General features: G+C 39.9%; 12 protein-coding genes. 4 read left to right on the top strand and 8 right to left on the bottom strand.

Annotated elements, in window-relative coordinates; genetic code table 11:
* The first annotated feature begins 2 nt into the window (after window positions 1-2).
* Entirely contained in the window at window positions 3-392 is a 390-nt protein-coding gene (locus ACTQ45_RS10410) for a DUF2398 family protein (protein WP_441763691.1), read from the top strand.
* Between the two features lie 87 nt (window positions 393-479).
* On the opposite strand, the gene ACTQ45_RS10405 is transcribed toward ACTQ45_RS10410, so the two are convergent.
* The 8 genes from ACTQ45_RS10405 to ACTQ45_RS10370 all read right to left on the bottom strand — a co-directional run bounded on the left by ACTQ45_RS10405 (window position 480) and on the right by ACTQ45_RS10370 (window position 9,167).
* Window positions 480-2,609 (bottom strand): M28 family peptidase, encoded by a 2,130-nt coding sequence (locus ACTQ45_RS10405; RefSeq protein ID WP_441763646.1) that lies wholly within the window; start codon window positions 2,607-2,609, stop codon window positions 480-482.
* Between the two features lie 1,102 nt (window positions 2,610-3,711).
* On the bottom strand, window positions 3,712-4,572 hold the full coding sequence (locus tag ACTQ45_RS10400; RefSeq protein ID WP_441763645.1) for a DegV family protein: 861 nt from the start codon (window positions 4,570-4,572) through the stop codon (window positions 3,712-3,714).
* A gap of 130 nt (window positions 4,573-4,702) precedes the next feature.
* The gene (locus ACTQ45_RS10395; protein WP_441763644.1) at window positions 4,703-4,999 is read right to left on the bottom strand and encodes a DUF5960 family protein; all 297 of its coding nucleotides are present in this window, start codon (window positions 4,997-4,999) and stop codon (window positions 4,703-4,705) included.
* On the bottom strand, window positions 4,986-5,360 hold the full coding sequence (locus ACTQ45_RS10390; protein WP_441763643.1) for a hypothetical protein: 375 nt from the start codon (window positions 5,358-5,360) through the stop codon (window positions 4,986-4,988). Before ACTQ45_RS10390 ends, ACTQ45_RS10395 begins: the two co-directional genes overlap by 14 nt.
* Window positions 5,357-6,781, bottom strand: a complete 1,425-nt coding sequence (locus tag ACTQ45_RS10385; RefSeq protein ID WP_441763642.1) for a Y-family DNA polymerase — start codon at window positions 6,779-6,781, stop codon at window positions 5,357-5,359. Before ACTQ45_RS10385 ends, ACTQ45_RS10390 begins: the two co-directional genes overlap by 4 nt.
* Window positions 6,782-7,345: 564 nt before the next feature.
* Complete coding sequence (locus tag ACTQ45_RS10380) at window positions 7,346-7,984, bottom strand: PepSY domain-containing protein (RefSeq protein ID WP_441763641.1); 639 nt, start codon at window positions 7,982-7,984, stop codon at window positions 7,346-7,348.
* 338 nt (window positions 7,985-8,322) lie between these two features.
* Entirely contained in the window at window positions 8,323-8,754 is a 432-nt protein-coding gene (locus tag ACTQ45_RS10375; RefSeq protein ID WP_441763640.1) for a cupin domain-containing protein, read from the bottom strand.
* Window positions 8,755-9,017: 263 nt separating this feature from the next.
* Entirely contained in the window at window positions 9,018-9,167 is a 150-nt protein-coding gene (locus tag ACTQ45_RS10370; RefSeq protein WP_441752580.1) for a hypothetical protein, read from the bottom strand.
* A gap of 328 nt (window positions 9,168-9,495) precedes the next feature.
* On the opposite strand from ACTQ45_RS10370, the gene ACTQ45_RS10365 reads away from it, so the two are divergent.
* The 3 genes from ACTQ45_RS10365 to ACTQ45_RS10355 all read left to right on the top strand — a co-directional run bounded on the left by ACTQ45_RS10365 (window position 9,496) and on the right by ACTQ45_RS10355 (window position 12,716).
* Window positions 9,496-10,236 (top strand): DNA-binding response regulator, encoded by a 741-nt coding sequence (locus tag ACTQ45_RS10365; protein WP_441763639.1) that lies wholly within the window; start codon window positions 9,496-9,498, stop codon window positions 10,234-10,236.
* On the top strand, window positions 10,233-11,552 hold the full coding sequence (locus ACTQ45_RS10360) for a GHKL domain-containing protein (RefSeq protein ID WP_441763638.1): 1,320 nt from the start codon (window positions 10,233-10,235) through the stop codon (window positions 11,550-11,552). The genes ACTQ45_RS10365 and ACTQ45_RS10360 overlap by 4 nt, the downstream gene beginning before the upstream one ends.
* Window positions 11,553-11,636: 84 nt before the next feature.
* Entirely contained in the window at window positions 11,637-12,716 is a 1,080-nt protein-coding gene (locus tag ACTQ45_RS10355) for a hypothetical protein (protein WP_441763637.1), read from the top strand.
* The last annotated feature ends 142 nt before the right edge of the window (window positions 12,717-12,858 follow it).

Raw genomic sequence — 12,858 nt, 5'->3', positions numbered from 1 at the left:
TGATGTTTTTAGAGGACTTAGACGCTGGGCAACAATTTGTTTTATCTGAGTTGACCGACTATTTACTGATGCAGTTTCCAGAAGGAAGTTTAAAGTGGGAAAATTATACGAATCGCCGCTTACTTATCCGCACAGTTAAATATTGCTTCGAAGAACAATTATTGCTTCGTCACGACGGCACTGAGTCAGATTATCTCAGCGATCAATCGCAGGATATTCTTTACGAGAATACAGGTTTGTCACGGTATTTTGTCAGGCGATTTATGCAACCGATTACTGATCTCAAGTCACTCAGTGACCGGCCGATCTTTGAAAGTCTGAAGATTGATGAAGAACGTGGCTTTATCTGCAAGGCTTGTTTAGCCCCCAAAGGAGTTAAGGTTGTCCATTAAATCAGAATATAAAAAGCACTAGACTCGTAACAAACAGAGTCTAGTGCTTTTTATGTTCTTATGATAAACAAGAAAAACTGATACAATCTATTTCAACAGACTTACCAAAGCTTCAAGGGCGACTGTTTCTTGAGCCGCTAACTCCCCTAATAAGGCTTCTTGTTCAGAAATAGCCACTCTCAAGGCGTCGATTTCTGTAGACACATCGACTGCTTCATCTTCTAATTTACCTTCAAGGCTTTCGATGACATCGAATAGATCAACGTGACCGACCACTCGACCCGCACCCCAGAAGAGGCGTTCAGCAGGTTGGTCCAAGACATATTGGTTGAAGTAGTCGAAGTTCTCTTTACTGAAAGTATAGGCGTACCAGTTATTGTCAACTGCCCATAGATAGTCGTCAAAGGTTAAAGCTAGTTCACCATTTTCTAAAGCTTCAACGGCGGCGTATAAATGAGTCAGGTTGTTCGTGATAATTTCATGCCCGACATAAGGCTCGTCTTCCCAAGTTAATTTTGTAAATTCATCTTGAACTAAGCGGAAGGCTTGTTTTAGTTGTGTATTCAATTCACGTGATTCAGCGTAAAGATTAGCTGCTTCTTCTTGATTACCCTTATTCAAGGCTTCAGTGTAGGCTGCGTTGATTTCGGCAATACGACGATTGATTGTCTCGGCAGCTTGGGTTACTTGCGTATTCGATTCAGAGAGACTTTGGGAATCAACACCGGCTTTAGCAAAAACAGCTTGGTCAATGCTGGCTTCAATCGCTGAAGTTGTCGCAGTAAAATCAAGCGGCAAGACAGCTGTTTGGTCATATTTTAACGTCATCAAACCATAAAGGATATGATTGTGCAGGTAAGCTGCATCATGATGCGTTTCGGTATCGTCAAATTGCGTGTGATATGTCGTGATACCAAAATCAGCATCATCGAAACTATTGCGGACACTTGGGATACCGGCGATCGCAAAGGAGAAGTCATCAGCCCAAGTGTTAACCGGTGAGGTAACTTCAATGCCGTCAGAATAGGCGTCACCTTCAAATGCTGGCACAGTCGCCACAAAGTCACTTAAAAATGATTCCAGTTCACGCACGGCCATCACATAATGCGTTTCGAAATGTTCAACGCCAGGCATTTCAAAGTTGATATTATACATAACTTTATCTTGCCAATCCAGATGGACAGTGAATAATTGATTATAAGCTCCTGTTGACCAGTCATAGCGCGTGTTAACTGCTCCCCATTCTTCAGCGGCAACGGCCATGAAAATGATTGTTTTCTCTGGCTGATAATCCATTTCAACTAAGGCTTTAGCGATACCCAGCATGATCCCAACGGCTGTGCTATTATCTTGGAATCCACTGAAGTAAGCATCATAGTGGGCAGACAAAACGATGTAAGCATCCGGATCTTTCCCTTCAATTTGACCCACAATATTGTAAGCCGTACCGGTTGCTTCTTCGACGACAGTTTTGGCATCAAAGGTCACGCTTAAGGGTGTCTCTTGAGCAGCTAGGGCAGCTTTTAAGACGTCTGCATCGGTTTGTGACATTGAAAAAGCTGGTGTGTCAGCTGGACCGATTAAGTCATTAGCGTTCAAGGCATCGGGACTGATTTCACTAAAGCTAGCTTCTTGAACAGCAATCACGGCTGCAGCACCGTTTAATTTAGCTTCATAAGCAGGGTAGTTAATCCACCATTCTTCTCGTTGATCGATGTCGATTAAGACTAGCTTGCCAGTCACGTCAAGGCCCTCGTAATCGGCTTCAGTTCCTTTATTGACGTAAACAACTTCAAATTCTTGGGGCCCTTCAGTATCAAAGTTGACCTGATAAGCGCCTAAGATACTTGAGTAATCATTCCCTTCAGCATCCGTAAACGATAAATTAGCTTTCTCAAATGTCCAACTATCCAAGTTGAATTCGTCTTTCGTCACATTGCTTAAACCAATCTGGCTCATTTCCTCAAATAGAAAATCACCCGCTTGATGTTCAGCATCTGAACCTGCAGTGCGGTAGCCTAAATCAGGATTGGTTTGGAATTCGCCAAGCTTAACAGCTAAGTCATAACCATAGGTCGCATCCACTGTTTCAATAAACTGTTGATTAAGCGCCTCTAATCCTAGTACATCGTCTTGAGCAAAAATCATTTGGCTAGGTAAAGCAGTTTGAAGGGCTAAAAGACCACCCAAGGCAACGGTCATTAATTTTTTCTTCATTATATATTTTCCTCCTATTGTGCGCTGAACGACCCAAACATGAAAAAAGACACCGCTAGGGTGTCAGAAATCTCAACAATTCAGTAAAAAATGGACAGAATCCCCCATATTTATTGACTAAATCGAGCCTATACAGTCGTTACACTCTTACTGCTCATGTTGATCATTCATGACACGTTGTGACATATGAACGCATTTTTGTAAGCAACTTACAGAAACATTTCAACACGATAATATTATCGCTAAGGTCGGCAGTTGTTCTAGCTGTCCGTCTGGCCGTAAAAAAATGAGCAATGTAAAACTTAGTGATCAGGCTCGAAAAAAACTTCGCTCTAAATCAAAGTTATCATATCAAATTCTCAACTAATTGCAATAATAATCAGTCATTTATATTGAAGGTGTCAGGAAAACGTTCGGTAAAATTCATCTTGAACTAAGTGGAAGGTTTAGTTCAATGACATGTGAGTTCTAGTATCGCCAAACCACATGTAAAGGATAATAGTGTTGTGTAACTAAGAAACAAGAAGTTTCAAACTATTTATTCACACAATAATCAAAAATGAAATAAGCAGATGGAAAACTTAGACCTTCTGATTATTTACTTAAAGTGGAGAACCAGGCTCTATTAAATGAAGAGATCTTTGAGAATGGCACCCTTAATAAATTGTCAAGGCAAAAGAATGTTGCCATTACAGAAAATTTGAGATTGAAGGTTATTTAGTGAAAATCAAGAACAGACCGAAATTATTGACCTGCCTGAAAAAATATTAGGAGTTGTTGAATAAACAGTAATCCCATCAGAATACATAAAGGATACTCTGAAACTAATTGTGTTAAGCTTTATTAACAAAACCATTTGACCACTAGCCTTTTCAGATGAAAGGAATGGCCCGCTGCTTAATCACGTCCCCGCGTCTGACTATTACTTGACGCACGAAAAGCCAAAATGAGAAATCGTTCTGACATTTTCTAGCTACCAACACTCGAAAAATTTAAGCCAGGCTACCAAGCTCGACATAAGAACGAGAAAAGCAGTTTCTCATTTGCTGAGAAACTGCTTTTTAAACGGCTGATTTAATTTTTACGGCGTCATTCTCAGTCGTTATTTTCTTTCGATTCCAACAATCCCAAAGGCTCCAGGACCACCGTGGCTTGAAATAACTGTTCCAGTATTAAACCAGTCACTCGGTTTAACGCCATATTCTGCGACATAATCATAAGCTAGTTGCTTATGTTCTGGTAGTACACCCGGCGATCCACCAATTGTTACTGTGGCTGGATCAATCGCATAGCGTTTAAAAAAGTCTTCAATGGTTCGTTTCAAGCAACGCTCGAACGAGCCACGGAATTTTTTATCAGGTTTTAAATAGCCTTCTTCAACTTTAATTGTTGGTTGCAACTTCAATAAGTTGGCGCCATGGAAAGCTAAGTTCGACACCCGGCCGCCAGCATGCAAGTAAACAAGTGTTTTGGGTAAGAAGATAAAACGCACGCGCTCGCGAAGGTCTTCAACAAATGCGACTATTTCTTCAGGGCTAGTCGCGGGATTAGCTTCAATGAATTTAGCCGTCTCTTCAACAATGGCAGCTAAGCCAAAGGATACATTTTGACTGTCGACTAAATGAACACTGCCTGGTTTAAATTCTTCTGCTGCAATGCGAGCAGCATTGAAAGAAACCGTTGTGACGGCTGAATAGCCAATATGAATAATTTTAGCATCAGGATGCTCTTCAAAGATTCTCTGAAAAACTTCTGAATTATCTTGAGGAGTTGAACCAGATGTTTTTGGTAAAGTTCCTGTTTCATCATAGAAATCAAAAGCGTTAGTGACGGGGAAACTGCCGTCGATATAAGATTTATCTCCCATTGTGACATGCATTGGGATGATACGAACATCGTAGCGATCGATAACTCTTTGTGTTAAGTCAGAACCACTTTCAGTCGTAATGATGTAATGTGTCATTTTTGACCTCCATCTATTAATTGTGAATTGATGTTAATAATAGCATAAATTCTCTGTTTCTACTATGAGAATGGAGAGATATTACCGAAGACTAAATAATCAGTTCCCATAAGTAAATGAAGCGATAAACTTAGTAGTCGAGAGATTTTTGATGTCCCACATACTCATAAATCCTGACCATCTTAGCTTCCGAGGCCATCTTAACTTTAAAAATGAAATAATGATCGGTTTGATCAATTGAATTGTGTTTGTTTAAGACGAAAAAATTTGATTGAGAGCCTGCCATCGATAACAATAAATCATCGCTGATAAAAGTCAGAGGAAGGCTCATAGCAGAATATTGATAAAAGTCTTCTTCAAATTGGCGATAATTTTCGCTGAAATAGTCAAACTGTAACTCAGTTTGGCGCAGTTTACGGCTCGTCATAGAAATCTTCCTCCTGGATTAATTGAATGCTTAAAACATCTTCGATAGCGACAAAGTGGTAACCACTGTCGCTAGCTATCCCAATTTTTGAATCGACAAATTGAGTAATCGTCCCTTTAATCGTCTGGACTAATTTAGGTTGACGTAAGGCGAATGCCGCCTTCTGTTGATTGGTGAAGAGTTGGCTCAGTAAATATATTCTTTCACTAAAGGGTAGGGCAGTACCAAAGTCGAAGGTTTCTTCTAATTCACCAAGAGCTGATGTATGTTCAGATAAAAAGAAGCCCATCCATTTGGCCATTTTGCGGTCTTGATATTGGCGAGCCGATTTAAAGGGCAGATAGTCGCGGTTGACGCTCATGCTAAACCATCCAATCCACCCGCGCCACCGCCAGCATGACCACCAATTAATTTACTACGTGCAACCGTCCGAGAATTTTCATACAGCGAGGTGGCTTTCTGGAGCGAAAGGTAGCCAAACTTAGCCCTGATATCATCAACTACCTGTTCAACGCGTTCAACCTTTTCGATTTCTTCTACATCATCAAATAGTGAATAGACGGTATAAATTTCATCGACTAGCCCGTCGAAGCGTACACCGATATTACGAATAGCCCCGCCAGTATATTTCTTTCGAAATAGCTCAATCACATAGCCGGTTAAAACTTTCGTGCTTTGAGAAGGATCAATTTTCTTTTGAACACTGATTGATTTCTTTTCAACATCGCGTGCAAATCCTGTATAAATCGACACAACGGTTGCCTTCTTCTGGCGTTTACGTAAGCGAATGGCGACCTGTTCGGCCATCTCGGACAAGACTAGTTCAATATCGGATTGTTTATAATAATCTTTCGGTAAGACTTGTGAGTTACCAATCCCCGTCGCTTTAGGACGGTAAGGTTCCAAGACATTACTTTCATCGACGCCATTGGCATGGAACCATAACTGAAGGCCCATTACCCCAAACTCAGCTTTTAATAAATCAGGATTACTATTAGCCAACTCTTTAATCGAATAAATCTTTAGTCGATTTAAACGTTTTTCAGTCCGGCTACCAATTCCCCAGAAATCAGTGATCGTCTCGATGCCCCAGACTTTACTTTCAACATCTTCATAAGACCAGTTCGCACGCATGGTTGGTGTTTGTTTGGCTTCATTGTCGAGCGCTAGTTTAGCGAGTAAAGGATTCGCATTGCTCATGCCAATCGTTGAATAGACCCCAGTCTTTTTCCAAATATCGCGTTGGATCTTTCCAGAAACCAAATCCAAGCGATTGCGTCTTGACATCATCTTATCGGGGGCGAAATAATCAAGCGAGCGTGTTAAATCGACAAAGCCTTCATCAATTGAGTAGGGGTGAACTTCTGCTTTAGGTGAGTAGTTCTGTAAGACCGTTTGAATCTCCATATTACGCTGAATATACAAGCCCATTCTCGGTGCAGCAAAAATCGTCCGTTTGGCCCAGGCTTCAATAAAGCGAATATATTCGGGTGTGATATCGAGACCTTGCCGTCTAGCGTTTGAGTGACTAAATTTACGCGTATGCACATTAAAAGGTAAATCATAAGCACGTCCGACATTTTGCTTGCCGAAAACCTTTTTGAAAGTAGGGGAGCTCGCCAGGATCAAGCCCTTACTGTTATCACCGTGACTCATCACACACAGCGAAGTCGTTAAAGGGTGGAGCCCGCGCTCAACACATTCAACACTCGCATAAAAAGACTTCATATCCACAAAAGCAATGTCAGACCGCGGTTCAAGTGAATAATCAATATAACCCATCGTTTCAAAGAACCTCCTTCCTAAATATATCTCTACCCACATTATACGAACGTTTGTTCTTATTTGCAAATAAATTCAGCAAATAAAGAGAATTATCTGGCAGAATACTTGTCAGAAAAGGACTCGGCATGGGAAATTAAATTCTGCAACGTTGCAGAATATGTTAAGCAGCACTTAGAATAGGACAGCTGGGAAGATTAACTTATCTCGAAGTTAGAGAATATTGCTTATCATTCGGCAAAATATGAAAAATACCTTAAAAGTTTCCGATAGCCAATCATTAGAAAACTTTTAAGGTGTTTCTTAGTTCATATACTCATCACAAATCCAGTGGCTACCCACCATGCGACAACTATCGCCCGTCTCGCCCAACATCTTTCCCCCTGGTAATTGAAAGCCTTCGTCTTAAGCCAATCATGAAGCAGCACTCCTAAGCAATTTAACCTTAAACACCTAAAAAAATACGACCTAGTTCGAAAACTAAGCCGTATTTCTATTATACAAGCAATTAACTAAGCCGTGAAAGCCAGAGAAATGAGCTAATCTTCACAAAGATCAACGGCCTTAATCATCTAATTCACTTTCAAGAATTTCGCCAGTTAAGCCCTCAATCGTTAACTCAGCTTCGTCTTTCGTCACTTGGTCAAAAACTTCTAATTCCCATTCGAAACGATCGTGATCACGGTCGTACTCTAGATTCCAGTCCGTCACTTCACCAAAGCCAACGTCATCTAAAGCAATTGACGTAATCTCATCAATTGACAATAGCTGCTCGAAATCCAAAGCCATTTTCACATCATCATCATCTAATCGGTCCTGCTCTTGACTCTTGATGTCATTTGTCTGGCTATCAATGGTGACCTCAAATTCGTTAGCCGCATCTTGGCCGTCGATTTGAATCTCGAAAGAACCATTTTTCTTCAAATCAATGTCTAATTCTACGATGTCTACGTCAGGAAACTCAGCTTGAAATAACTCAATTGCCGTCACTAAAGCTAGCTGTACGTCACTGCCTTCAGTTGCTAAGAAATTAGCGGTCGCTTCATCAGTACTCTCTTCATCGACACTCTCTGTACTAGTAGATTCACTCGTCGTTTCGGACGCATCCTCTTGCGCGGCCACCGGCAAGGCAGTCACCGTGCCCAATGCAAGCAGACTAGCCCCAAGTAACGCGCCTTTTTTTATAAATAACGTTTTTTTCATTATAAATTCCTCCTATTTAATTAATGAATACAAGTATTCACCACTTTAGTCTCAGCTTCAGCCATCAATACTTTCGTTAGAATACCATTTAAAGCTAATTTAGCTTCGGTAAGCAAGCAACGCATCGTCCTTACCTCTTAAAAATAGTATAACAAAATCAACTCTGCTGCCATACCAAAACGCACTGGCAACGCCAGTTGTTTCAAGCAGGTTGCTGAGCAATTGTCGCTTCAGCAGAGACATGCACTCATAAAAATCCACTTTCGAGTGCACTTTATTCATTTACCCCTTAAACAAAAATCCCTGAAAGATTTCTCTCTCAGGGGATACTTTACCTATTAATGGTGGTGATGTTCTTCTTCCTCAGCTTCAGCAATGGCTTGTGTCTCATGAACCGTTCCATGTGCATGATGCGCAGGGCCATAAATGGAATATAACTTCATTGGTTGGTCGCCCGTATTAATCACATTATGGAAAATACCTTTAGGAATTAAAATGACATCATCGTCGGCTACATCTTTCTCGAAAGTAATGTCCTCTTCGCTCGTCCCCATAACCACACGTCCTTGACCTTGTTCTAGACGTAAGAATTGATCCTCTTTGGTATGGATTTCTCCACCGATATCGCCGCCAACTGGGATGGACATGAGGGTAACTTGTAGCTGTGAACCGGTCCATAGGGCAGTTCTGAATGTGTCGTTTTGTAAAGTAGCTGCTTCAATGTTAATGACAAATGGATCTTTACCGTAATCTCTTAAATCTAATGACATTGTGCATCTGCTCCTTTGCTATTTGATAACTTAATTATAATCATTCTAAATAATAAAGTCAAAGTAAGACACTTCATAAATACAGAGAAAACTGTTAACTAAGTAAATAATAAGTGTCCCAACTATCACGGGACAAATACCACCACTCTCATCCAATATCTGTAAAACTGGTAGCTGAAAGGCTTCAAGCTATTTTTAAAAGTAGAAATCAAGAATTTATTTGTCCTAAGGTCTTCGAAATTAAAACAGGGCTTATCATCATATTAATTCACTTGTTCCCAGCGAACCAAAACTTCAGGTTTGACTGCTTTATGTGAACCGAACATATGGACAAATTCGTCCGCTTCCCTGCCTGATGCAAAAGAGCGATGTGTAATGTTCAATCGTGGATATTTTGTCGCTACCGATCTCATTCTGTAAAACACCAGAAAACAAAAATTACAAATAACATCGTAGTGTCTTGGACGAACTGACACTTGCCAGCAATCAAGTCATGCCGAATGAGACTCGGTGTCAAGCACTAATTAGTTCATTCGTCTGTTGCATTTGGTGTTCTTTGTGAAAATCTCTCGCGAAACAGTCATAAGGCGTTTGATAGCCTAATAGTTTACGCGGATAAACCACTCTGAAGGAGACGTATGACGGATAGGCTGAAATAAATGTCAGATAGGCAAGTATTACGCAGGAAGCTTTATTTTTTGTTAATATTGAAAGGACGATAATTGAAAAGGAGGCAATGATGTGGCAATTTTTATTCTGGAAGACCAAGTGAATCAAGCGACTTATCTTCAGCATTTACTTGCAGATTTAATCAATGATTATCATTATCCCAATGAAAAAATAAGTGTTCATTACAAAGGAAGCGACCTGTTATTGGCAGCTCAACAATCAACCGAAAGAAATTTGTACTTTTTAGATATTAAAATAAAAACCGACACCGAAGCGGGCTTGAAGATTGCGCAAGCGATTCGTGTCTTTGACGCCGAGGGAATCATTGTGTTTGTGACGACTCATCAACAACTGGCTTATAAGTCTTACCAATATATGGTGTCAGCGTTGACTTTCGTTAATAAGAATCTTGAAAAAGAGGCCTTCCAACAACAAATCCGAGACTGCTTAGCAGTTTATTTTACACAGAATGGTCAAGAAAAGGAAAAACTGGTGCTTGAATTTCTCTCGACACCCCTGTCAATTGACTGGCGAGAATTGAATTTCTTCGAAGTGGTGGGCAATCACATGATTCGCGTTAATGCGGGCAAAAGATTTGTTGAATTTTACGGCGCTTTAAGTGACATTGAAAAATTAGATACTCGTTTGTGGCGGGTGCACCAAGCTTTTGTCATCAATAGTCAGCAAATTTCACATTTTAATTTAAGTAAACGAGAAATTGTTTTGAAGAATGATAGCCGCATTCCAGTGACGCGGACTTATTATAAACGCTTGAAAGAGCAACTAAAGACCTATGAAGGAGACACACTATGAAGCTTAATCAACTGTTATTCCTCAGCCATAATGTGTTATTTGCTTACTTATTTATTTTCTTAACAGTGGCTATTTGTAGTCTAGAGAAGAAGCGACGTTTGTCGAATGCTTTATATGTCATTGCTTTAGTCGCCTGGTTTTATGTGCTTGCTTACTATCAGGTTGCGAAATTGATGATTATAGGAGTCTTCTTCATTCTCTTTCTCTTGGTTAAAAATCGCCAGTCATTACAATTAAATATTGTGACCCAGCTGATTCGACTGATCAGTTTAATTTCCATTGTTTTGTTGTTTGAGCGTGGCTTGTCTGCTTTGTTAACTCTATTCGTACCCAATCGGCTAACTGGCAATCCAACAATTTTTTTTATGATCATTTTCGCTTTAGACTTACTGAAGCTGTTATTAGCAAGAGGTTTGATTTTATTGGATCGTGGGCAGGTTTCTAAACTACACCAGAGCCATCAAGTGCTGATTGCTGTCTCCTTATTATTAGTCAGTATATTTCTTCAAAAGCCATTGAGATATAGCCAACCATTGGCGCGTTTATTACCTTTCCAGTCAATCATGTTCTATCAATTATTGATTACTGGCTTGCTTGTGATTATTAGTCTGCATTTTATTATGAAAAAACGAGATGAAAAGCAGCTTAAAAAAGTGCAATTAGCGCGTATTGAGCAGTATAACGAGAATATCGAGCGGCTTTATAATCAGTTATCGACTTTTCGTCATGATTACTTGAATATTCTTTACTCGATGCGTTTGTCGATTGAGGCCGGTGATATGGAGGGGACGCGACAAATTTTTGAGGAGACCGTTGCGCCGACCCAGAAGTTAATTCAGTCGGATGAATTTGAATTAGGCAAATTGAGTCAGATTTCTTTAATGGAAGTCAAGAGTATTCTTTACACCAAACTTGTTAACGCTCAGTCCGAGGGGATTAGAATAGGGATTGAGCTGTCACCCGATTTAGATGGATTTTCTATTTCGACCGTTTTATTGGTACGCTTGCTGTCGATATTACTAGATAATGCGATTCAAGCAGCGAGTCAGGCTGAGAATAAATTTATAACTATCTTGTTAAAAAAAGAGAGTCAGCAGACTTTGTTTATGGTGACAAATTCTTGCCAAAGTTTAGGTAGTTTGTTGGATAAGCCTTTGTCACCGGCCAATCGGACGGGGCTGAATGTTGCTTCTGCTGCAGATGGTCATGGTTTATATTTTGTGAAGAAGGTGATAGCGGAGAATCCTCAGATCCAATTATTGACGGATGTGACTGAGCATGAGGTGAGGCAGACGCTAGTGATACAGGATAGGTAGTAGAATCGGTCAAATAAGTAAATCGCCATTCTTCGGCGAAGGGGCGGGCTATACTGAAGCTATCATATGAAAAGGAGTGTTAAAATGAAATTTCTAAAGGTAGGCTTGTTGTTTACGGCGATGCTGTCGGTTTTAAGTGAGGGGCTGGTCGTCAATGCTGAGACACAGGTTTTTTCTGCTTATGGAGAGGTGAATGAGTTTTTATATATTCATCCGGATGCCATGGCCAATCAGACAGATTTGACAACTATTCCTTACTATTCTTACGGTGAGATCACATCGGAAGAAATCGTGAAAGGGATGGAAGAGTATTACGGACAATTAGCCATCTATAGAGAGGAAGAACACCAAGCACCGCATTATCAATTTGAGAAAAGTAAAGAATATTTCCAGGTAGAGCAATTTGAACTTTTGGCTCTTAAGGATGATCTAACTTTGTTCAGTAGCTATATTGCATTGATCAATCCTTACAGTGGTTTAACCAACAAGTTAATTAGTTTTTATAGTTGGTATGAAGATTCTTTTGAAATGACAAACCAAGAATTAGGCTTCCTTTCATTTGCTGAAGCTGAACAAAAGGTTAAGGATTTTACTAACCAAGTCTTTGGTTTAGATGATGTTAGAATAGAAATGAGAAGTATGACGAAGGATGAAATGCAAGAATATGTTGATCATGAAAATTTAACGCCAATCAAAGAGACAAGTGAACCTTTTACTGATGAGGTTTCTGAAGTTTATTTTGGTAAATTCGCTCCTTACCTAAATGATTATCCTGTGGTTTCATCAAATGGTACGGGGACTCCTGAGAATATTGTCTTGCTTGGTGGAGAGTTCGCACTGACACATCAAGGTTTTGAACATTTCCAACTAGCTCATATCCCGATTGGTCACATGCTAGATACTTATTCGGAAGCTGTAAGTTATGAAGAGGTTCTAGAAATTGTTTCTCAGACTTATACATATACAGATGAGGAAATTTTTGCGAAATATCCAACGGTTAGTTATATTCAAGATGCATCAATCGTTTACATGCCTTTATACCAAGAGTCTCTTGATATAAGTGCTTATTTCCCAGTTTGGCAATTTAGTATTGTAACAGATGATGAACCAACACTTGCTCAACGTCGATATGTGAATCCAATCGATGGTACAATCATTTACTAGAGAGTTTAGCGAAACAAGTCAACAATAACTAATATTTACGAAATAGATTATCGGATTATCCGGTAGTCTATTTTTTGTGCTAAATAGAGATTGGTTAAAGGGTGAGGGATCCAATGGGCCGTCGTTATTTAACCACGACTAG

It is taken from the genome of Fundicoccus sp. Sow4_D5 (assembly GCF_052116365.1).
In the GTDB taxonomy this organism is placed as follows: domain Bacteria; phylum Bacillota; class Bacilli; order Lactobacillales; family Aerococcaceae; genus Fundicoccus.
The sequence above is the reverse complement of the archived record's forward strand: the minus strand, read 5'-3'. Positions and strand labels throughout refer to the sequence as shown.